This window comes from Polaromonas aquatica (assembly GCF_050626995.1).
GTDB lineage: Bacteria > Pseudomonadota > Gammaproteobacteria > Burkholderiales > Burkholderiaceae_C > Polaromonas > Polaromonas aquatica_A.
On the sequence record NZ_CP192467.1, the window covers coordinates 1,131,969 to 1,154,158 of the forward strand.

Below are 22,190 nucleotides of genomic sequence, written 5' to 3' on the forward strand. Positions count from 1 at the left end.
ACAAGTCAGGTCATTTGAAAAATTGAACGGGCAAAAAAAAAACCGCCGGGGTCCGGCGGTTTTTGGAGAATCGGTGCGTTTTATCGGGTCACGCCTTGATCTCTCTACCGCCGGAAGCGCTTGAGAACCAAAAGTAACCGAAGTAAAACTTGGCCGAATTCATAAACTGAAATGTAGCACAGGTCAAAAACAGGTTTTTTCATCGCCGGGCCGCCCCAAGATGAAAAGCGCCCCCTCGGGGGGCAGCGACCACACAAAGTGGGGAGCGTGGGGGCCTTTTTCAGGCCCGGATCAGGCCGTTCCGCCCACCGTAAGGCCGTCGATGCGCAGCGTCGGCTGGCCGACGCCCACCGGTACGCTCTGGCCTTCCTTGCCGCAGGTGCCCACGCCGCTGTCCAGCGCCATGTCGTTGCCCATCATGGTGACGCGGGTCAGCGCGTCAGGGCCATTGCCAACAATCGTCGCGCCCTTCACCGGATACAGAATCTTGCCGTTTTCAACCCAGAAAGCTTCGCTGGCCGAAAACACGAACTTGCCCGAAGTGATGTCGACCTGGCCACCGCCGAAGTTGGTGGCGTAGAGCCCCTTCTTGATGCTGGCCACGATTTCTTCGGGCTGCTTGTCGCCCCCCAGCATGTAGGTGTTGGTCATGCGCGGCATGGGCACGTGGGCGTAGCTTTCGCGGCGGCCGTTGCCCGTGGGCTTGACCTTCATCAGGCGCGCATTGAGCGAGTCCTGGATGTAGCCCTTCAAAATGCCGTCTTCGATCAGCACATTGCGCTGGCTGGCGTTGCCTTCGTCGTCCACATTGAGCGAGCCGCGGCGGTCGGCAATCGTGCCGTCATCCAGCACCGTGACGCCTTTGGCCGCCACGCGCTGGCCGATTTTGCCGGAGAATGCGCTGGAGCCCTTGCGGTTGAAGTCGCCCTCCAGGCCGTGGCCGATGGCTTCGTGCAGCAAGATGCCGGGCCAGCCGGAACCCAGCACCACGGTCATTTCACCGGCCGGTGCCGGGCGCGCATCCAGGTTGGTCAGCGCGGCCTTGACCGCGTCGTTCACATATTCGGCGATCTGGGCGTCGTCAAAATAGGCCAGGCCAAAACGGCCGCCACCGCCGCCGGAGCCGACTTCGCGCCGGCCTTTTTGCTCGGCAATCACTGTCACGCTCAGCCGCACCAAGGGGCGCACATCCGCGGCCAGCGTGCCGTCTGCGCGCGCGACCATCACCACGTCGTATTCGCTGGCCAGGCCCGCCATCACTTGCACGATGCGCGGATCTTTGGCTTTGGCGAGCTTTTCGACCTTTTCCAGCAGCTTGACCTTGGCGGTGCTGTCCAGCGTGGCGATCGGGTCCAGCCCCTGATAGAGCGAGCGGCTGCCGGCAATTCTTGCGGACGGAGTTTTCACGCGGGCCGATTTTCCTCCCGCCGAAATGCTGCGCACGGTGCGCGCCGCGTCGAGCAGCGAGGCTTCTGAAATGTCGTCCGAATAGGCAAAGGCGGTTTTCTCACCGCTCACGGCCCGTACGCCGACGCCCTGGTCAATGCTGAACGAGCCTGTCTTCACAATGCCCTCTTCCAGGCTCCAGCCTTCGCTGCGGGTGTACTGGAAATACAGGTCGGCGTCGTCGGCGCCGTGGGAGGTGATTTCGCCCAGCGCACGGCCCAAATGCGCGTGCGTGAGGCCGAACGGCGCCAGCAACAGCTTTTCTGCGATCTCCAGCCGCCCCGAGGTGGACGCCGCCGTCGGCTTGGTCGTCGATGAAGCCGTGGACTTGTTAGAGGCGGAGGCGGGTGTGGAGCGGAGTGAGGTCATGCGGTCATTGTAGGCAGTCTGCCCCTCAAGTGTCCAAGCCCGGCCGCGCCTCCAGACACAGCCCAAGGGCTTTGCCAACTGACTCGGCGATCCCGGTGCCAGCTATCCTCCGGCGCGTTTGCGCTGTTCAGGATTGCACCAGCCGCTTGGCCTTGGCAACCGACATCAGCATACCGACGGCAAGGCCCAGTGTCACCATGGCCGTGCCGCCGTAGCTGATAAAAGGCAGGGGCACACCCACGACGGGAAGGATTCCGCTGACCATACCCATGTTGACAAAAGCATAGGTGAAAAAAATCATCGTCAGCGCGCCGGCCAACAGGCGTGAAAACAGGGTGGACGCCTCCAGCGCAATGGCCAGCCCGCGCAGGATCAGGAAGATGAAAGCAGCGATCAGCAGCAGGTTTCCCAGGAGGCCGAACTCTTCGGAGTACGCCGCGAAGATGAAGTCGGTGGTGCGCTCGGGGATGAACTCCAGGTGCGTCTGGGTACCGGCCATAAACCCCTTGCCGGTGATACCCCCGGAACCAATGGCAATCATGCCCTGGATGATGTGGAATCCTTTGCCCAGCGGATCACGCGATGGGTCCAGCAGGGTGCAGATGCGTTGCTGCTGGTAGTCGTGCAGGATGGGCCAGCGCACACCGTCGGCGCAGATCTGCGGCTCGAACCACACCAGGAGAAAAATGCCGACCAGGCCCAACAGTACGGGTGGAACTATCACCTTCCAGCTCAGCCCGGCAAAAAAAATCACGGCCAGGCCTGCCGCCATGACCAGCAACGAGGTCCCCAGGTCGGGCTGCTTCATGATCAACCCGACGGGCACGGCCAGCAACAGCAGCGCGGCGAAGAAGTCCAGCGGACGCAACTGCCCTTCGCGCTTCTGGAACCACCAGGCCAGCATCAGGGGCATGGCGATTTTCATGATTTCACTGGGCTGGATCACCACGCCCACGTTGAGCCAGCGCCGCGCGCCCTTTTTGGTGATGCCGAAGACGGCCACCGCCACCAGTAGCGCCACCCCGGCGATGTACAGCGGCACGGCAAATGCCATCAGGCGCTGCGGCGGGACTTGGGCCACCACAAACATGATGGCGCCGGCAATCAGCATGTTGCGGCCGTGGTCGATAAAGCGGGTGCCGTGGTCATACCCCGACGAATACATGATGAGCAGCCCGGCGCAGGCCAGCAAAAACACGGCAAACGCCAGCAAGCCGTCAAAACCCTGGAGCAGGGGCAGGGTTCGCTGATAAAGGGAGGGTTTGTCGAAAACGGCAGCCATGCCCGGATTATCCGTCAGGCTTGCAGCCACAAACGGGCTGAGTCTATCCCGCGGGAGCGTATATCGCTATCAATTAGATAGCTGTCTGCGCCCGTTCTGATTGGGCTACAGCCCTGTTTGATTTGAAAATTGCGTGAAACACTGCGAAACCGCAAAAATCAGCCCATACCAAACATCCAGGTGGCCTGCCGTCTAACATGCGGCATGCGTACCACCCACCTGCTTTATCTCCACGGATTCCGCTCTTCCCCGCAGTCCGTGAAGGCACAGAAAATGGCAGCTGCGGTACAGCAGCGCCACCCCGCGGTGCACTGGTGGTGCCCGCAACTGCCGCCATCCCCGCACGCCGCGCTTGACATGGTGAAGAACGAAATTGCCGGCTGGCCGAGCAAGGCCGGATACGAAAGCATGGCGGTGATGGGTTCTTCGCTAGGCGGCTTCTACGCCACTGCGGTGGCCGAACAGACCGGTTGCAAAGCCGTGCTGCTCAATCCCGCTGTTGAGCCCGCGCGCGACCTGGCCCGCTATATTGGTGCGCAAACGGCCTGGCACAACCCGGACGAGCACTTCTTCTTCGAGCCCCGCTTTGTGGATGAGCTGAAAGAACTGCATGCCGGGCCGCTGAAAGCACCGCAAAATTACCTTCCCATCATTGCCAAGGGGGATGAAGTATTGGACTGGCGTGAAATGACTGCCCGTTATGCGGGCGCTCACATCCGGCTTCTCGAAGGCGGGGACCACGCCCTGAGCGACTTTGACCAGCATCTGCCGGCCATTCTGGACTTTCTGGTTTTAGCCTGAAGCAGCCTGATCCGGTTTCCGGAAATCGGCCTGATTACACTAGTCCCAAGTCATCAAAGACACCAAAGGGATCCCGTTTTGTTTGTATTGTTTGAAGAAGCCGGCAAGTTCCTGGCCGGCCGCATTTTGTCCGAGAGCGACGCTTCGCTGCAGGTCGAGCTCGACTCGGGCAAGCGCGTGAAAGTCAAGGGCGTCAACGCCTTGCTGAGATTTGAAAAACCCTCGCCCGCCGAGATGGTGGCCGCGGGCCAGAAACTGAGCCAGGACATCGAACTGGACCTGGCCTGGGAATTTGCCAGCGAAGAGGAATTCGGCTTTGCCGACCTTGCCCGCGACTATTTCAGTGCTGACGGCAAACCCGCCACGCTGGAGCAGCAGGCCGCCGCGCTGTTCCGCCTCTACGACGCGCCGCACTACTTCCGCCGCGCCGGCAAAGGCCGGTTTAAAAAAGCGCCCGCAGAAATCCTGCAGCAGGCGCTGGCTGCGATCGAGAAGAAAAAACAGGTGGCGGCGCAGATCACCGCCTGGGCCGAGGAGCTGGGCCGAGGCGAATGCCCGGCACCCGTGCGTGAGCAGCTGTACAAAATCCTCTTCAAACCCGACAAGAACAGCCCAGAATACAAGGCCGTGGTTGAGGCCTCGCGTGCCACGCACACTGCGCCGCTTGATCTGCTGCAAAAGGCCGGCGCCATCGCTTCGCCCTACCAGTTCCACTGGAAGCGCTTCCTGTTCGAAAACTTCCCCAAGGGAACCGGCTTTCCGGCTTTGCAGGCGCCTGAAGTCAAAGACGAGTTGCCGCTGGCTGACGTGAAGGCGTTTTCCATCGATGACTCGGCCACGACCGAAATCGACGATGCGCTCTCGGTGCAAGGTTTGGGCACCGGCACTGTCACGTTGGGCATCCACATCGCCGCGCCGGGCCTGGCGGTGCTGCCCGGCAGCCCGATCGACACCGTGGGCCGCGCGCGGCTTTCCACCGTTTACATGCCGGGCTACAAGCTAACCATGCTGCCCGACGAGATCGTCAAAAGCTACACCTTGCAGGAAGGCCGCAACTGCCCGGCCCTGTCGCTCTACCTCACGCTGGACGAAGCCACGCTGGAGATCAAGGACAGCGCAACCCGGCTGGAGCAGGTGCCCATCGTGAGCAACCTGCGCCACGACATGCTGGACAGCACCTTTACCGAGGCCTTTTTTGAAGCCGCGCAAACCAGCCCGCCCACCGGCGTGCAATGGGGTGTGGAGCTGACCTTTTTGCACCGCCTCGCCAAACACCTCAAGGCGCAGCGCGAAGTCGTGCGCGGCAAGCCGGAAAACTTCAACCGGCCTGATTACAACTTCCGCCTGGACAACCCCACAGGCGGCGAACCACAGGGCAACGAGACGGTCAGCATCAGCACACGCCAGCGCGGCGCGCCACTGGATTTGATTGTGGCCGAAGCGATGATCCTGGCCAACAGCACCTGGGGCCAATGGCTGGCCGAGCACGGCGTGCCCGGCATTTACCGCAGCCAGGCAAGCCTCGCGCCAGGCGTGAAAGTGCGCATGGGCACCAAGGCCTTGCCGCACGCAGGCATTGGCGTCAAAAGTTATGCATGGAGCACCTCGCCGCTGCGCCGCTACACCGACCTGGTCAACCAGTGGCAAATCATTGCCTGTGCGCGCCATGGCCGCACAGCCGCGCTGGCTGCGCCCTTCAAACCCAAAGACGCCGAGCTGTTTTCCATCATCTCGGGCTTTGATGCAGCCTACAGTGCCTACAACGGCTTTCAGGCCGGCATCGAGCGTTACTGGACACTCAAATACCTGCAGCAAAACAGCATCACCGAACTGACGGCCACCGCCTTCAAGGACAACCTGGTGCGTGCCGACGAGTTGCCGCTGGTACTGCCCGCCGTAGGCGCGCAAGGCCTGCCGCGCGGTGCGAAGGTGCGTGTCAAGCTGGGCGAGATTGACGAGATCACGCTGGATATTTCGGGCACAGTGGTCGAGCGGCTGGATGTTGAAATTGATGAGTCGCCCGACCCGCTGGGCGAAGACGATGGCGAGTCCGAGATGGCCGCCGGCCCGATCTCGATTGCAGTCGATGTCAATGAACCACAAACCGACGCCGCTGCTGCCGCTCCGGTGGCTGGTTAACACCGAAATACGCGCATAAACCCGGATAATCTCTTTCTGTGAAGTCACCCAGCACACTACAAATTGCCCTCGGCGCATCCATCGCCTTTCATGTGGTGTTGCTGACGGTGCGTTTTGTCGACCCCGAGCGCTTCAACCGCGTGTTCCAGGACACCCCGCTCGAGGTCATCCTGGTCAACGCAAAGTCCAACGAGAAACCCGACTTTGCCAAGGCCATCGCCCAGGCCTCACTGGCCGGCGGTGGCGAGGCTGAAAAAGGCCGAGCCACCTCTCCCCTGCCGCCTTCGGCCCTGATGGAGTTGGGCGACGCCACCGAAGATGCACAGCGCAAGGTCGAATCGCTGCAAGAGCAGCAGACCCAGCTGCTGGCGCAGATCAAGAAACAGCTGGCTTCCATGCCACCGCCCGACCTGACCCAGCCCGCCAACAGCCCGGCCCAGGCCGAGCGCGAGGAAAAACGCAAGCAACTGATCAAGATCCTGGCGGAAATCGAACGGCGCATCAATGAAGAAAATGCGCGGCCCAAGAAACGCTACATCAGCCCGGCCACGCGCGAAGAAGTCTACGCGGTGTATTACGACGAGCTGCGCCGGAAGATTGAAGACAAGGGTACCGTCAACTTCCCCGAGCAGGCCGGCAAAAAACTGTATGGCGAGCTCACCATGGTCGTCACCGTCAATTTCGACGGCAGCATCCTCGACACGGAAGTCGTGCAGACCTCTGGCAACCTGACCCTGGACCGGCGCGCGCAAAGCATCGTGCGCGGCACCGGGCCTTTCGGCAAGTTCAACGATGCGATGCGCCGCAAAGCGGACCAGATCGTGGTGGTATCCCGCTTCAAGTTCACACGCGACGACACGCTTGAGACCAAACTCACCAGCCGCTAAGCCGACCGCCGCCTCCCGACTGCCACCCATGAACACCCGGCCCCGCCATGGATAAATACTACGTCCTCGGCAACCCGATCGCGCACAGCAAATCCCCGCTGATCCATGCGCGTTTTGCCGAGCTCACCGGCCAGTCGCTGCAGTACGAACGTCTGCTGGTACCGCTGGAGAGCTTCACCGCCACGTTGGCCGAACTGGTCCAGGATGGCATCAAGGGCTGCAATGTCACGGTGCCTTTCAAGCTGCAAGCCTTTGACGCCGCTGCCACGCGGACCGACCGGGCGCAGCTGGCCCAGGCGGCGAACACCCTGGTGCTGCAAGGCGGTGCCATCCATGCCGACAACACCGACGGCGTGGGCCTGGTCAGCGACATCCAGAACAACGCCGGTGTTTCACTGGACGGGCGTGATGTGTTGCTGATTGGGGCGGGCGGCGCAGGCGCAGGTGCGCTGGCCTCCCTGATGGCGGCCGGGCCGCGCCGCCTGGTGCTGGTCAACCGCACGCGGGCAAAAGCCGACGCGCTGGTGGCACGTCACCTGGCGCACACTTCCATGCAGGGTTTGCTACAAAAAACGGAGCTGCTCGCGCAGGATCTTCAAGGGCTCACGGGTAATTTTGATGTGGTTATCAACGCCAGCGCAAGCAGCCTTGCAGGCGCGGACGTGCCAGTCCCGGCGAGCGTGCTCAAACCCGGTGCCCTCGCCTGCGACATGATGTACGGTCCCGCAGCGGCGGGCTTTATGGCCTGGGCCCGGGACAATGGTGCCACGCCGCGCGACGGACTCGGCATGCTGGTAGAGCAGGCCGCCGAGGCCTTTGCACTATGGCGCGGGGTTCGTCCGCCGTCCGGCCAGGTATTGCAGGAAATGCGGGCGCAGCTGGCATGAAGGTGTATACGCCATGAAAGCCATCTTCAGGCTCATCGGCCTCGGGCTGCTGGCGGGTCTGGCGCTGCAGATTTTTTTTGTGGCGCGCATCGCCATGATGGCCGTGGTGAACCCGGAGTCCACGGCTTTCCAGCGCTCGGAGGCTTACCTGGTGGTGCGCAACACCGGTTCGCTGAAATGGCGGCAGCAGTGGGTGCCTTATGCCGACCTGCCGGACAGCCTCAAACGCGCGGTCATCGCATCCGAAGATGCCAGCTTTGCCGAGCACGATGGCGTGGACATGGAAGCGCTGGAAAAAGCCTGGGACAAAAATGCCAAGGCCCAGCTGCGTGCCGCGCAGTCAGCCAGCCGGCTGGCCCCGTCCAAAGCGGCGGCAGCACCGGCCAAGCCCCCCAAGATTGTGGGTGGCTCCACCATCACGCAGCAACTGGCTAAAAATCTTTTCCTGTCGGGTGAGCGCACACTGCTGCGCAAGGGCCAGGAGCTGTTGCTGACACTGCTGCTCGAAGCCTTGCTCAGCAAGGAGCGCATCCTGGAGATTTACCTCAACAGCGTGGAATGGGGCGAAGGCATTTTTGGCGCTGAAGCGGCTGCGCAACACTACTACCGCAAGCCCGCGTCAAAACTGAGCGCATACGAATCCGCACGGCTGGCCGTGATGCTGCCGCGGCCGAAGTATTTTGAAACACGGCCCGGCTCCGGCTACCTGGCTTCGCGCGCCAGCACCATCACGGCCCGCATGGGCGGCGTGGAACTACCCTGAATGCTGAAAGGCAAAAAGGCCCCGTCCCATGAATGACAAGTTTTCTCCGATCCTGGCCAAGCTGATGGGACTTTTCCTGTTGGGACTGATCCGCACACTGACCGGTGCGCAGGCCCGCTGGCAAGGCTGCCCGCCCAAAGCGGAGCAGCGCATTTATTTTGCCAACCACCAGAGTCACGCCGACCTGGTATTGATGTGGGCAGCGCTGCCGCAGGAGCTTCGCAGCATCACACGGCCGATTGCCGCGAAGGACTACTGGACCAAAACGCCGTTCAAGAAATGGATCACGACAGCGGTCTTCAACGCGATTTACGTGGACCGCGCCAAGACCGGCGACCAGGACCCGCTGGAACCGCTGATCGATGCCCTGAACAGCGGCGACTCGATCATCCTGTTTCCGGAAGGCACACGTGGCAACCAGGAAGAGCCGCAAAAATTCAAGGCCGGCCTTTACAACCTGGCGCTGAAGTTCCCGCAGGTGGTGCTTGTGCCGGCCTGGATCAACAATGTGCAGCGCGTCATGCCCAAAGGTGAAGTCGTGCCCGTACCCATTCTCTGTTCGGTCACCTTTGGCGCGCCGATTGCGCTCAGCGCGGGTGAAGACCGCGGCGAATTCCTGGCGCGCGCCCGTCAGGCCGTCATGGCGCTGAGGGAAACCTGACACAAGGCCTGGAATCCTGATGAACACCTTTTTGCGCAATCTTTCGCCTTCGCACCAGGTCGGCCTGCTGTTCGTGCTGGTGTTCGGCATCCTGGCACTCATCAGTGTGGCCGCGTTCGTGATGTCTCTCAAGGACACCCATGGGGACGACCTGCACACCCAGAAACTGAAGGAGTTCAACGGCCTGCTACGCACCTCGTGGTTCATGTCCGCAGTGTTCTGGATCGGCTGGACGCTGGGAGAAACCGTGGCGACCGTACTGTTCGGCATGGTGGCCTTTTTTGCACTGCGCGAGTTCATCACGCTCTCCCCCACCCGGCAGGGCGACCACCGCAGCCTGGTGCTGGCGTTTTTTGTCGTGCTGCCGGTGCAGTTTGCCTTGGTGATCACGCGGCACTTTGACCTGGTGACCGTGTTCATACCGGTGTATGTATTCCTGGCCATTCCGGTGGTGAGCGCGCTGGCCGACGACCCGCACCGCTTCCTGGAGCGCAACGCCAAGCTGCAATGGGGCATCATGGTCTGCATCTACGGCATCAGCCATGTACCGGCCCTGCTGCTGCTGAAATTTCCCAATTACCAGGGCAAAAACGCCTTTCTGGTGTTCTTCCTGGTGTTTGTGGTGCAAAGCTGCATGATCGTCCAGCACCTGGTGGGCCGCAAGCTGAAGCGGCCGGCCAATGCGCCCAATGTCAGCAAGAGCTTTAACTGGACCAGCTGGTTGATCGCCGTCGTTGTGGCCAGCTTCCTGGGCGGCCTGCTGGCGGGCCTCACGCCCTTCAAACCGGCGCAGGCGGTGGCCATGGCTTTCATCGCCTGCGTGTCGGGCTCGCTCGGGCACCTGGTGATGAAAGCCCTCAAGCGTGACCGCGGCATTCCCAACTGGGGCAACCGCGGCGTGGGCGTCACCGGCGCCAGCGGCCTGCTGGACCGGGTGGATGCGCTGTGTTTTGGCGCACCCGTCTTCTTTCATTCGGTTAGATGGTATTTTGGCCTCTAGGCCAATAAATACCGGCGCAAGCTGCTACCAAATGTATAGCAAATGAGAATCCTTGGAATCGACCCCGGCCTGCAGGTTGCAGGATTTGGTGTGATCGACATGGACGGCCAGCACCTGCACTATGTGGCCAGCGGCACCATCAAGACCACGCACATGGAACGCAGCGACCTGCCGGGCCGGCTGAAGGTGTTGTTTGAAGGCGTGTGCGAAGTGGTGGAGCGCTACCAGCCCGATGCGGCCTCCGTCGAAATCGTCTTTGTCAACGTCAATCCACAAGCAACGCTGCTGCTGGGGCAGGCACGCGGGGCCTGCATCACAGCGCTGGTCTCCAGCCAGCTGTCGGTGGCCGAATACACCGCACTTCAACTCAAAAAGGCGGTTGCAGGTTACGGCAAAGCAGGCAAGGCTGAGATGCAGGAGATGGTGATGCGCCTGCTGAAGCTGCCCTCCCTGCCCGGCAAGGACGCAGCCGATGCATTGGGACTGGCGATTACCCACGCTCATGTAGGCACCGCCATGGCACGGCTGGCGCAGGCCGGCGGCACCGCTTCACAGATGACAGGAAATTACCGGGGTGGACGCAGCCGTTGAATGGAGCTGTTGTTGCAGCGGAAATGTAGGGGGAGGCCGTGGCCTCAAGCGACGCGTTCGAGGATCAGCACCGCAAAAAAGCCAAATGCGGCGATCAGCGTCCACTTGAGAATCGTGAGCCCGAACCGCTTGAACCGCGGTTGCCCGGTGCCTGCGTACAGCATGAACGACACCACCGCAGCCAACAAAAAGAGCAGGATGAGCCAGCGAAACAGCAGCATGGCAAATCTTGTCCGGTTCTACCAGGCCCGCGCCAGCTTGGCGAAACCCTGTGGTGCTTTTTTCTCGTCTTCGAAGGTGACGACTTCGTAGGCATCCTGGTGCGCCAGCAGCTCGCGCAGCAGCTTGTTGTTCATCGCATGGCCGGAGCGGAACGCGCTGTAGGCCGCCAGCAACGGCTTGCCCAGCACATACAGGTCGCCCATGGCGTCGAGGATTTTGTGCTTCACAAACTCGTCGTTGTAGCGCAGCCCGTCGCTATTGAGCACCTTGTAGTCATCCATGACGATGGCGTTGTCCAGCCCGCCGCCCAGCGCCAGGCCGTTGGCGCGCATCATTTCGACGTCCTTGGTGAAACCGAAGGTACGGGCTCGCGCAATGTCGCGCGTGTAGGCACCCGAGCCCATGTCGAATTCCACGCGCTGGCCGGTGGAGTCCACCGCAGGGTGGTCGAAGTCAATTTCAAAACTGAGCTTGTAGCCTTCATAGGGGGACAGGCGCGCCCATTTGGTATTGGCGCCCCCGCCATCACGCACCTCCACAGGCTTGATCACACGGATAAAGCGCTTGGGCGCCGCCTGCAGCGCAATGCCAGCCGATTGCAGCAAGAACACAAATGAAGAGGCCGAGCCGTCAAGAATGGGAACCTCCTCAGCCGTAATGTCGACATACAGGTTGTCGATGCCCAGGCCCGCACAGGCCGACATCAGATGCTCTACCGTATGCACCTTGGCCGCGCCGCTGGAAATCGTAGAGGCCAGCCGCGTGTCGGTAACAGCCTGCGCTGAAACCACAATATCCACCGGCTGCGGCAAATCCACCCGACGAAACACAATGCCCGTGTCGGGCGCCGCAGGCCGCAGAGTCAGCTCTACCCGCTGCCCGCTGTGCAGGCCCACACCTACGGCTTTGGTCAGTGATTTAAGGGTTCTTTGGGCAAGCATGGTCTCTATTTTAGGTGGCGCAAGGCCATTTCAAGGGTAGGGGATAACAATGCCGGGCATAGGCAGAGTGCATTGGGCGCTAGCGACGAGCGCCCGGCCCACTGCCCAACGGCGATTAATGGGATGGAAAGCGTAGCGAGCAGCCCGAGGTTGAGGCGAGGCGCGGAACCGTACTCAGGTACGGTGAGCACCACAGCCTCAAGATCGGGTTGCGCAGTAGCTTTACACCCATTAATCGATTAGTCGGCTTGTTTGCGGAGGAAGGCCGGGATCTCGAAATCGTCCATCCCGCCAGAAGCCAATGCATCCACCTTTGCAGCCGCCTGCGTCCGGTTGGTACGCCACACGCTGGGCACCGACATATTGCCGTAGTCGGGCTGAACCGATCCCATGGCCGTCTGCGCCGTGCCGGCGCCATTGGCCGTTGTGCTCAGTGTGGGAACGTTGAACGGCACATTGTCGGTACCCGTACGCAGCACCTGCAGCGGCGGCGCATGGCGGCGCACACCCTGGCGAGAGAGACCCGTAGCGACCACCGTCACACGGATGTCGTCGCCCAGCTCGTCGTCATAAGCCGTACCGTAGATCACATGCGCATCGGGTGATGCGTAGGCACGGATGGTGTTCATCGCGAGCTTGGATTCACTCAGCTTGAGCGAGCCCTTGGCCGCGGTAATCAGCACCAGCACGCCCTTTGCACCCGACAGGTCGATGCCTTCGAGCAGCGGGCAGGCCACGGCCTGCTCGGCAGCAATGCGCGCGCGATCCGGTCCGTTGGCTTTGGCGGTGCCCATCATGGCCTTGCCGGGCTCACCCATCACGGTTCGCACGTCCTCGAAGTCGACGTTCACGTGGCCGGGAACGTTGATGATTTCGGCAATGCCGCCCACAGCGTTTTTCAGCACGTCATTGGCATGCGCGAAAGCCTCGTCCTGCGTCACGTCGTCACCCAGCACTTCAAGCAGCTTTTCATTGAGCACCACGATCAGCGAGTCAACGTTGGCTTCGAGCTCCGCCAGGCCGAGGTCGGCATTGGTCATGCGGCGGCCGCCCTCAAAGTCAAACGGCTTGGTCACCACGCCAACGGTCAGGATGCCCATTTCTTTGGCCACACGTGCGATCACAGGTGCCGCGCCGGTACCCGTGCCGCCGCCCATGCCTGCGGTAATGAACAGCATGTGAGCACCAGCAATGGCGCTGCGGATGTCGTCCACCGCCAGTTCAGCGGCGTCGCGCCCCTTGTCGGGCTTGCTGCCCGCGCCCAAACCGCTGGCGCCCAGCTGGATGGTCTTGTGCGCGCTGCCGCGGCTGAGCGCCTGCGCGTCGGTATTGGCGCAGATGAATTCGACGCCTTGCACGCCGCATTCGATCATGTGCCCGACAGCGTTACCGCCGCCGCCGCCCACACCGATCACTTTGATCTGTGTGCCCTGGTTGAATTCTTCGATTTCAATCATTTCGATGCTCATTGGGAGCCTCCTAATTCAATAAACTGCAGTTGCCAATAGTTGGAAATTTGTATTTATGGTTGACATGGCTTTCTCACGCAGGGGGATCCGCCCCGCCTGAATGCATGCAACGCGATGGCCGGCCAATGAAAGTGGAATAGGTATTCATGATCAGAAATTCCCCACAAACCAGTCTTTGACCCGGCCAAATGCGTTGTGTACGCTGCCCGCCTTTTGGGACACCTTGTAGCCACGCATGCGTGCCAACCGGGCTTCTTCCAGCAAACCCATGACCGTGGCCGCCCGGGCCTGGGCCACCATGTCTGACAGCGCACTGTTGTAGCGCGGGATGCCGCGGCGCACTGGCTTGAGGAAAATGTCCTCGCCCAACTCCACCATGCCCGGCATGACGGCGCTGCCGCCGGTGATGACGATGCCGGAAGACAGCACCTCTTCGTAGCCCGACTCCCGGATCACCTGCTGGACCAGAGAGAAAATTTCCTCGATGCGCGGCTCGATGACGCCCGCCAGTGCCTGCTTGCTGAGCATGCGAGGCCCACGGTCACCCAGGCCCGGCACTTCTACCTGGGTATCCGGGTCCGCCAGCAACTGCTTGGCATAACCGCTTTCGACCTTGATGTCTTCGGCGTCCTTGGTGGGCGTGCGCAGTGCCATCGCGATGTCGCTGGTGATCAGGTCGCCGGCAATTGGAATCACCGCGGTATGCCGGATGGCGCCGCCGGTAAAGATGGCCACATCGGTGGTTCCCGCGCCGATGTCGACCATTGCCACACCGAGCTCCTGCTCGTCCTGCGTGAGCACCGCCAGGCTGGAGGCCAGGGGGTTGAGCATCAGCTGGTCCACTTCGAGCCCGCAGCGCCGCACGCACTTGATGATGTTTTCAGCGGCACTCTGGGCCCCTGTCACGATGTGCACCTTGGCTTCCAGGCGTATGCCGCTCATGCCGATGGGCTCGCGCACATCCTGGCCGTCAATGACGAACTCCTGCGGCTCCACCAGTAACAGGCGCTGGTCGGTCGAGATGTTGATGGCCTTGGCCGTCTCGATCACGCGCGCTACATCGGCCTGCGTGACTTCTTTGTCCTTGACCGCCACCATCCCGCTGGAGTTGATGCCGCGGATATGGCTGCCGGTAATGCCGGTATAGACACGGGCGATCTTGCAATCAGCCATCAGTTCGGCCTCTTTCAGGGCCTGCTGGATGCTTTGCACGGTGGCGTCGATATTGACAACCACGCCGCGCTTGAGCCCGTTGCTCGCCGCGATGCCCAGGCCGGCGAGCTTGAGCTCCCCGCCCGGCATGACCTCGGCGACCACCGCCATGACCTTGCTGGTTCCGATGTCCAGCCCGACCACCAGATCTTTGTATTCCTTGGCCATATGTTTACCTTTTTTTCTTTCCGTCGTCTTTGTCAGCGGGGCTTCCCGTGGTGACGCCCCTGAGCCTGATCGCATAACCGTTGCCATAACGCAGATCGGCGGACTCCAGGTCCCGCCCATACCTGGATGACACCTGCGTCACCGTGGCAATAAAGCGGCGGGTACGCGCCTGTATTTCATCCAGCGAGCCGTGCCCGAGCTCAATCACGGCGCCACTGTCCAGCTGGGCGCGCCAGCCACCCTGGCCGGTCATCTGCAACTGCTCCAGTGTGGCGTCTGTTTCATCGAACATCGGCGCCAGCATCTGGTAGGCCTGCAGCACCTGCGCCGCCTGACCCGGCGGCCCATTGAGCACCGGCAGGTCTTCCGCCTCGACGTCGCCCTGGTTGGCCTCAAACACTTCACCGAAGCTGTTGACCAGCCGGGCATCCCCTTCAGTGCCCCAAAAGGCAACCGGTTTGTGTTCTTGCAGCACGACCTTCAGGCGATTAGGAAACTCCCGCTGCACCAGCGCCCTGCGCACCCAGGGAACCGACTCGAACACCGCGCGCGTGGCGCCCAGGTCCACCGTGAAAAAATTGCCGGACAACCGGGGCGCCACATTGGCACGCAGCGTCACGGCGTTGTTGTGCGCAAGGTCCCCCTGCACGCGGATGGCGCTCAGGCTGAACAGCGACTGACGCAAAACCCAGGCTACGCCCAGCGCCACGACCATGGCGGCAAACGCCAGGCCCAGGACCACCGAAAAGGTGTTCATGAGCTTGACGTCCAGTGGCATGGCGGTGGGCATGGGCGTTCGGCGGTTCAAATCAGGCCTCCCCCTGTTTCTGGTGGTCCAGGGTGGCAGTCTTGAGCACTTCGACGCACAGGTCTTCGTACGAGATCCCGGCCGCGCGCGCGGACATGGGCACCAGCGAATGGCTGGTCATGCCCGGCGACGTGTTGATTTCCAGCAAGTAGGGCTTGCGTGTCGCCTTGTCGATCATCACGTCGGCGCGCGCCCAGCCGCGGCAGTTGAGGATCCGGAAGGTATCCAGCACCAGTTGCTGGATGGCTGTCTCTTCGCCTTCTGGAAGCCCGCAGGGCACCAGGTACTGCGTGGTGTCCGTGAAATACTTGTTCTGGTAGTCGTAGTTGCCGTCCGGCGCCACGATGCGGATGACGGGCAGCGCGCGCGCCTTGGCACCGGTTCCCAGAACCGGGCACGTCACTTCATCACCGCTGATGAACTGTTCACACAGCACATCGGCATCGAGTTTTTCGGCCTGTACCACAGCCTCCGCCATACCGGAACGCTCCGTCACCTTGGTCAACCCGATCGATGAACCTTCACGCGCAGGTTTGACGATCAGCGGCAGCCCAAGCGCATCCGGCAAGGCTGCAATGTCGGCTGCGTTGTAGGTGCCGCGCCGCAGCAGGCGATATTGTGGCGTCGGCAAACCCTCGGAAATCATCACGCGTTTGGTCATGACCTTGTCGATGGCCATGCTGGAGGCCATGACACCCGAGCCGGTGTAGGGAATGCCCAGCAGCTCAAGCGCGCCCTGCACTGTGCCGTCTTCCCCAAAACGTCCATGCAGTGCAATGAAGCAGCGGTCGAACCCGTCCTTCCTGAGCTCACTCAGGTCGCGCTCTGCCGGGTCAAAACCGTGGGCGTCCACACCGCGCGAACGAAGCGCCTTCAGCACGCCATTGCCCGACATCAGCGAAACCTCACGCTCTGCCGACATGCCGCCCATCAGAACGGCGACTTTCCCAAAGTTCACGGTGTTCTCTTTCATGTTCTGGCTCCTGCCGGCTCCAGCATTTCAACGACTTTGCCCGGCACCTGACCGATCGATCCTGCGCCCATGCACATCACCACATCGCCATCCAACGCGTTCTCCAGGATGGCTTGCGGCATGGCTTCGATCTCGTCCACGAAGACGGGTTCCACCTTGCCGGTGACGCGCAGTGCACGCGCCAGGGAACGGCCGTCGGCGGCCACAATAGGTGCTTCGCCGGCGGCATACACCTCCGACAACAGCACGGCATCGGCATTGCCGATCACCTTGACGAAGTCTTCGAAGCAGTCGCGCGTGCGGGTATAGCGGTGTGGCTGAAAGGCCAGTACCAGGCGGCGGCCGGGGAAGGCGCCGCGCGCGGCGGCCAGCGTAGCGGCCACCTCGACGGGATGGTGACCGTAGTCTTCGATCACAGTGAAGCGACCGCCACCTCTGGCCGGCAGGTCGCCGTAGCTCTGGAAACGCCGCCCCACACCCCGGAATTCAGCCAGCGCTTTCTGCACCGACGCGTCCGGAACATTGAGTTCGACCGCGATCGCAATGGCAGAGAGCGCATTGAGTACGTTGTGCTCGCCGGCGAGGTTGAGCACTACCTCCAGGTCGGGCAGCGTGACACCGTTGCGCCGCTGCGCGGTGAAATGCATTTGGGCCCCCACCGGCCGCACATTGACGGCGCGCACCTGCGCGTCTTCGCCAAAACCGTAGCTGGTGATGGGACAGGAGACCTGTGGCACGATCTCGCGCACGGCTGGATCGTCGGTACACAGGATCGCTGTTCCGTAAAAGGGCATGCGGTGCAGGAAGTCGACAAAGGCCTTCTTGAGGTTGCCGAAGTCGTGGCCATAGGTCTCCATGTGGTCGGCGTCGATATTGGTGACGACCGCCATCACAGGCAGGAGGTTCAGGAATGAAGCATCCGACTCGTCGGCCTCCACCACGATGTAGTCGCCCGAGCCGAGTTTGGCGTTGGCGCCGGCGCTATTGAGCCGCCCGCCGATGACAAAGGTTGGATCCAGGCCGGCTTCGGCCAGCACGCTGGCAACCAGGCTGGTGGTAGTGGTCTTGCCGTGCGTCCCCGCAATCGCGATGCCCTGCTTCAGGCGCATCAACTCGGCAAGCATCAAAGCGCGCGGTACCACGGGAATGCGTTTTTCGCGCGCCGCCAGTACCTCAGGGTTGTCGGCCTGCACGGCCGTGGAAGTCACCACCGCATCAACGGCGGCCAGGTTACTGGCGGCATGGCCGACAAAGGTCTTGATGCCGAGCTTGGCCAGGCGCCGCAGCGTCGGGCTGTCCGAAAGATCAGACCCTGAAATGGCATAGCCCAGGTTGTGCAGCACCTCGGCGATGCCGGACATGCCGGAACCACCCAGGCCGATGAAGTGAATGTTCTTGATCGCGTGTTTCATGTCGCCAGTTCCTCACAAGCGGCCACTACGCGTGCCGTGGCATCAGTTTTCTGCATTTTTTTGGCCTGTAGCGCCCGTTGGATAAGCTCAAGGCGCTCTGTTTTTTGTAGCATTTCCGAGAGCTTTCCGGGCGTCAGGTCCCGCTGCTGGATCAACCAGCCGCCGCCCTGGTCCACGAGGAACTTCGCGTTGGCAGTCTGATGGTCATCCACCGCAGCAGGGAAAGGCACAAACAGCGCCGCAGCGCCGACCGCTGCGATCTCAGTCACCGTGCTGGCACCCGCGCGGCAAATGATCATGTCGGCGTCGGCAAAGGCTTGTGCGGTGTCTTCAATGAAGGGGGTGAGTTCAGCCTGCACGCCCGCTGCTGCATAGTTGGCACGCAACTCCTCGATCTGCAGCGCTCCGCTTTGGTGAATGGCTTGCGGCCGCTCTGCTTCAGGAATCATCGCAAGGGCCTTGGGCACCAGTTCGTTCAACCCACGTGCACCCAAGCTACCGCCGATCACCAGCAGTTTCAGAGCGCTGCTGCGGCCGGCAAAACGCTCTTCAGGACCCGGCTGCCGGGTGAACGCTGGCCGCAAGGGGTTGCCTATCCATTCGGCTTTGGGCAGCACGCCTGGAAATGCCGTGAAGACGCGGTCGGCCACACCCGCCAGCACCTTGTTGACCATGCCGGCCACGGAATTCTGCTCATGCAACACCAGCGGCTTGCCCAGCAGCACGCTCATCATCCCGGCCGGAAAGGTGATGTAACCACCCAGCCCCACCACCACATCGGGTTTGACGCGGCGCACCACCTGGATGCTTTGCCAAAAGGCCTTAAGCAGGCGCAGCGGCAGAAACACCAGCGTAGCCGGGCCTTTGCCCCGCACGCCGGAAAAATCAATGGATTCAAAAGGGAAGCCACGTGGCGGCACCAGCTGGCTTTCCATGCTGGGGCGTCCCGCACTGCCGCGCCCGCCCAGCCAATGCACACGCCAGCCGCGATCGCGCAGAGCTTCCGCCACAGCCAGGCCCGGGAAGATATGCCCGCCGGTCCCACCTGCCATAACAAGGGCGCAGCGTTGACTACTCATGCGCGGCCTCCGCGCATCAATAGCCTGTTTTCATAATCAATCCTCAGCACGACGGCCAGGGAAATGAGGTTCATCAAAATGGCGGAACCCCCGTAACTCATGAGCGGCAAGGTCAGGCCTTTGGTTGGCAATGCACCCAGGTTCACACCTATGTTGATGAAAGTCTGAAAGCCTATCCAGATGCCTACGCCCTGCGCCACCAGTCCGGCAAACAAGCGGTCGAGTGCAATCGACTGCCGGCCGATGTGCATGATGCGCCGGGTCATCCACATGAACATTCCTATGACGGCCAGTACACCCAACAAGCCGAATTCCTCACCGATCACGGCCATGAGGAAATCGGTATGGGCTTCAGGGAGCCAATGCAGTTTTTCGATGCTGCCGCCCAGGCCGACGCCGAAGATTTCGCCGCGGCCGAAGGCGATCAGCGAGTGCGAAAGCTGGTAGCCCTTGCCCATGGAATATTTGTCGCTCCACGGATCCAGATAGGCAAAAATCCGCTCGCGCCGCCACTCGCTAAGCATCACCATCAGGCTGAAAGCGACCACCACGACTGCGGCGATGACAAAGAACATGCGGGCATTGACACCACCGAGAAAGAGAATGCCCATGGCGATGACCGAGATCACCATAAAGGCGCCCATATCGGGTTCCGCAAGTAACAACAGCCCGACAATCGCTATGGCGACAGCCATAGGCATGACGGCACGAAAGAAGCGTTCTTTCACTTCCATCTTGCGCACCATGTAATCCGCCGCGTAAAGAAGCACCGCAAACTTCGCAAGCTCCGAGGGCTGAAAGTTCATGACCCCGAGAGATATCCAGCGGCGGGCGCCGTTCACGCCCTTGCCGATGAACGGAACCAGCACCAGAATCAAGAGCAACAGGGACACCACAAACAGCCAGGGCGCCAGTTTCTCCCACGTCGCCAGCGGCACCTGGAAGGCCAGAACAGCGACAGTGAAGGCGACCGCCAGCGACAACACATGGCGCACCAGGAAATGGGTGTGCGCATAGCGCGCGAACTTGGGGTTGTCGGGCATGGCGACGGAGGCGGAGTACACCATCACCAGGCCCCACATCAGCAAGGCTACGGTAACCCAGAGCAGTGCCTGGTCAAACCCCGCCATGCGCACGGGAGGCGTGGCCAGCGTCTGCGGCCGGCTGTGTCCGCCAAGCCGTACAGGAAGAACGTCCGACGCAGCCTTACCGACACCGGAGAACCAGCCGAAAAAGCGCGCAGCGGCCGTCACAATACCTGCCCCTGTTCTTGCGCCAAGGTCCGGACGGCTTCGCAAAATACCTTGGCACGATGCTCGTAGTTGTCGAACATGTCGAAGCTGGCGCAAGCCGGAGACATCAGCACGGCGTCCCCGGTCTGCGCGTGCTGCGCCGCCAGGGTGACGGCTTCTTCCATCGAGGCGGCGTCAAACATAGGAATATTTCGCGGCAAGGCTTCCTTGATGAGAGGTGCATCGCGCCCTATCAGCACCACAGCCCGCACATGGCGCTGCACCGGGTCGGCCAGCGGCGAAAAGTCCTGCCCCTTGCCTTCGCCGCCCAGGATCACCACCAGCTTGCGCTCCAGGCCCAGCCCTGTCAGAGCCGCTACGGTGGCGCCCACGTTGGTGCCCTTGCTGTCGTCGAAGTATTCGACATCATTGACAACCGCCACCGACTCCACGCGATGCGGCTCGCCACGATATTCGCGCAAGCCGTGCAGCATGGGCGCCAGAGTGCAGCCCGCGGCCACGGCCAGGCCCAGCGCCGCCAGGGCATTGGTGGCGTTGTGGCGTCCGCGTATGCGCAGGGCTTCAATCGGCATCAGCTTCTGCACGTGAAGCTCCACCTCTTCGTCCTTGCGGCGTTTGATGGTCTCATCGGCCTCGGCGGCGCGCACCAGCCAGGTCATGCCATTGACGGTTTCTATGCCGTAGTCGCCGGGCCGCTGCGGCTCACCCACACCAAAGGTGGCATGCGGTCGCAATTGCGGCGGTTTCAGGCGCACCTTGACGGGAGGCGGCAGCATGGCCATCACGCGGTCGTCGTCGCGGTTGAGCAGCATGAAGGTTGTGCTGCCGAAGATCTTGGCTTTCGCCGCGACATAGGCGTCCATGTCGCCGTGCCAATCGAGATGATCCTGCGTGATGTTGAGCACCACGGCGGCCGTTGGTTCAAAGCCCTGCACGTCGGCCAACTGGAAACTGGACAGTTCCAGCACCCAGACTTGCGGCAGGGTTTGCGCGTCCATATGGGCCGACAAGGTATCCAGCAGCGTCGGGCCTATGTTGCCGGCCACAGCCACGGTTTTGCCGGCGCGCTGCACCAACTGGCCCAGCAGCGAAGTCACCGTGGTCTTGCCATTGGTGCCTGTGATGGCCAGCACCGCGGGACGGTAGCCAGGCTCCGGTTCGGCTTGAGCGAGTGCCAGCAAGGCGGGCAGCGCCGATTCTTCGCCGGCCTCGTCAGGGGCAGGCGCGGCGTCCGGGACGATCGCTGCACTTGCCTCGTGAACGTCTCTGACGGCATCGGCCGCCAGCGCTGCCTCACCGTCAGATGCATCAGGTGCATGAGGCTCATCAAGGGCCGCAGCGCCTTCATCAATCGTATCGCTTTCGCTCGGTGCATCCGACGTATCGGACGCATCAAGTGCATGGGGCGAAGGCGACTCGCTCAATGTCTCGGGAGATGCAAGCTCTTCGCCGGATGCCTCAGCCGCTTCGGCGACCGGCGGCTCGCGCAAATCTGCCAAAGCGCGTGCAAACAGGTCCAATTCACCGCCCACAGGCAGGCCCATCGCGCGTGCGGCATCAGCCACAGGGGCAATAGTCGCCGGCGCCAGACCGGGCGAGCGGTAGACGGCGCGCACTGCCGTGCCCTGCACCAGTTCTGGCGTGAAAGCGCCGCCGACAAAAACGACGCCCGGCAGCTCCTCGCGCAGCGTGGCAAGCAGGGGCGGCGCCTCGCGCGTATCGGCGACCATCACATGCGCCCCGTGGCGCGCGCACCAGCGCACCATGGCCAGGCCGGACGCACCCAGGCCCAGGATCAACACGGTTTGGTCTTGTAGATGCCGCATG

Annotated in this window: 20 protein-coding genes; 8 read left to right on the top strand and 12 right to left on the bottom strand. The window is 62.0% G+C overall.

Translation table 11 applies throughout. The features are described from left to right. Positions 1-291 precede the first annotated feature (291 nt). Positions 292-1,815 (bottom strand): metalloprotease TldD, encoded by a 1,524-nt coding sequence (tldD, locus tag ACQ4MS_RS05485; RefSeq protein WP_431098264.1) that lies wholly within the window; start codon positions 1,813-1,815, stop codon positions 292-294. 127 nt (positions 1,816-1,942) lie between these two features. Next, the gene (gene rodA, locus ACQ4MS_RS05490; protein WP_431098265.1) at positions 1,943-3,097 is read right to left on the bottom strand and encodes a rod shape-determining protein RodA; all 1,155 of its coding nucleotides are present in this window, start codon (positions 3,095-3,097) and stop codon (positions 1,943-1,945) included. A gap of 204 nt (positions 3,098-3,301) precedes the next feature. Between rodA and ACQ4MS_RS05495 the strand changes: the two genes are divergently transcribed. The 8 genes from ACQ4MS_RS05495 to ruvC all read left to right on the top strand — a co-directional run bounded on the left by ACQ4MS_RS05495 (position 3,302) and on the right by ruvC (position 10,826). Then, positions 3,302-3,898 carry a YqiA/YcfP family alpha/beta fold hydrolase gene (locus ACQ4MS_RS05495; RefSeq protein WP_431098266.1) on the top strand — a complete coding sequence of 199 codons (597 nt, stop codon included), beginning with the start codon at positions 3,302-3,304 and terminating at the stop codon, positions 3,896-3,898. 78 nt (positions 3,899-3,976) lie between these two features. Continuing rightward, positions 3,977-6,037, top strand: coding sequence for a ribonuclease catalytic domain-containing protein (locus tag ACQ4MS_RS05500; protein WP_431098268.1), 2,061 nt, complete (start codon positions 3,977-3,979; stop codon positions 6,035-6,037). Positions 6,038-6,075: 38 nt separating this feature from the next. Next, the gene (locus tag ACQ4MS_RS05505; RefSeq protein WP_431098270.1) at positions 6,076-6,924 is read left to right on the top strand and encodes a TonB C-terminal domain-containing protein; all 849 of its coding nucleotides are present in this window, start codon (positions 6,076-6,078) and stop codon (positions 6,922-6,924) included. 47 nt (positions 6,925-6,971) lie between these two features. Then, the gene (gene aroE, locus ACQ4MS_RS05510) at positions 6,972-7,811 is read left to right on the top strand and encodes a shikimate dehydrogenase (protein ID WP_431098271.1); all 840 of its coding nucleotides are present in this window, start codon (positions 6,972-6,974) and stop codon (positions 7,809-7,811) included. Positions 7,812-7,824: 13 nt separating this feature from the next. Beyond that, entirely contained in the window at positions 7,825-8,574 is a 750-nt protein-coding gene (locus tag ACQ4MS_RS05515; protein ID WP_431098272.1) for a transglycosylase domain-containing protein, read from the top strand. 28 nt (positions 8,575-8,602) lie between these two features. Beyond that, complete coding sequence (locus ACQ4MS_RS05520; RefSeq protein WP_431098273.1) at positions 8,603-9,235, top strand: lysophospholipid acyltransferase family protein; 633 nt, start codon at positions 8,603-8,605, stop codon at positions 9,233-9,235. Between the two features lie 19 nt (positions 9,236-9,254). Then, positions 9,255-10,235: a phosphatidate cytidylyltransferase gene (locus ACQ4MS_RS05525; protein ID WP_431098274.1), complete on the top strand. Its 981-nt coding sequence runs from the start codon at positions 9,255-9,257 to the stop codon at positions 10,233-10,235. 42 nt (positions 10,236-10,277) lie between these two features. Then, positions 10,278-10,826, top strand: coding sequence for a crossover junction endodeoxyribonuclease RuvC (gene ruvC / locus ACQ4MS_RS05530; RefSeq protein ID WP_431098276.1), 549 nt, complete (start codon positions 10,278-10,280; stop codon positions 10,824-10,826). A gap of 44 nt (positions 10,827-10,870) precedes the next feature. Here ruvC and ACQ4MS_RS05535 read toward each other — a convergent pair whose 3' ends face one another. From ACQ4MS_RS05535 to murD, 10 genes are all read right to left on the bottom strand, one after another. Further along, positions 10,871-11,047 (bottom strand): hypothetical protein, encoded by a 177-nt coding sequence (locus ACQ4MS_RS05535; RefSeq protein ID WP_431098278.1) that lies wholly within the window; start codon positions 11,045-11,047, stop codon positions 10,871-10,873. A gap of 18 nt (positions 11,048-11,065) precedes the next feature. Further along, on the bottom strand, positions 11,066-11,989 hold the full coding sequence (lpxC, locus tag ACQ4MS_RS05540; protein ID WP_431098279.1) for a UDP-3-O-acyl-N-acetylglucosamine deacetylase: 924 nt from the start codon (positions 11,987-11,989) through the stop codon (positions 11,066-11,068). Positions 11,990-12,228: 239 nt separating this feature from the next. Next, positions 12,229-13,458: a cell division protein FtsZ gene (gene ftsZ / locus ACQ4MS_RS05545; protein ID WP_431098280.1), complete on the bottom strand. Its 1,230-nt coding sequence runs from the start codon at positions 13,456-13,458 to the stop codon at positions 12,229-12,231. A gap of 150 nt (positions 13,459-13,608) precedes the next feature. Beyond that, entirely contained in the window at positions 13,609-14,838 is a 1,230-nt protein-coding gene (ftsA, locus tag ACQ4MS_RS05550) for a cell division protein FtsA (RefSeq protein ID WP_431098281.1), read from the bottom strand. 4 nt (positions 14,839-14,842) lie between these two features. Further along, complete coding sequence (locus ACQ4MS_RS05555; protein ID WP_431099539.1) at positions 14,843-15,628, bottom strand: cell division protein FtsQ/DivIB; 786 nt, start codon at positions 15,626-15,628, stop codon at positions 14,843-14,845. Positions 15,629-15,647: 19 nt separating this feature from the next. Then, positions 15,648-16,619 carry a D-alanine--D-alanine ligase gene (locus tag ACQ4MS_RS05560; RefSeq protein WP_431098282.1) on the bottom strand — a complete coding sequence of 324 codons (972 nt, stop codon included), beginning with the start codon at positions 16,617-16,619 and terminating at the stop codon, positions 15,648-15,650. Continuing rightward, on the bottom strand, positions 16,616-18,031 hold the full coding sequence (gene murC / locus ACQ4MS_RS05565; protein ID WP_431098283.1) for a UDP-N-acetylmuramate--L-alanine ligase: 1,416 nt from the start codon (positions 18,029-18,031) through the stop codon (positions 16,616-16,618). Before murC ends, ACQ4MS_RS05560 begins: the two co-directional genes overlap by 4 nt. Further along, positions 18,028-19,110 carry an undecaprenyldiphospho-muramoylpentapeptide beta-N-acetylglucosaminyltransferase gene (gene murG, locus ACQ4MS_RS05570; RefSeq protein WP_431098284.1) on the bottom strand — a complete coding sequence of 361 codons (1,083 nt, stop codon included), beginning with the start codon at positions 19,108-19,110 and terminating at the stop codon, positions 18,028-18,030. Before murG ends, murC begins: the two co-directional genes overlap by 4 nt. Beyond that, on the bottom strand, positions 19,107-20,363 hold the full coding sequence (gene ftsW, locus ACQ4MS_RS05575) for a putative lipid II flippase FtsW (RefSeq protein WP_431098286.1): 1,257 nt from the start codon (positions 20,361-20,363) through the stop codon (positions 19,107-19,109). The genes murG and ftsW overlap by 4 nt, the downstream gene beginning before the upstream one ends. Then, complete coding sequence (murD, locus tag ACQ4MS_RS05580) at positions 20,360-22,189, bottom strand: UDP-N-acetylmuramoyl-L-alanine--D-glutamate ligase (RefSeq protein ID WP_431098287.1); 1,830 nt, start codon at positions 22,187-22,189, stop codon at positions 20,360-20,362. Before murD ends, ftsW begins: the two co-directional genes overlap by 4 nt. Between the last annotated feature and the right edge of the window lies 1 nt (position 22,190).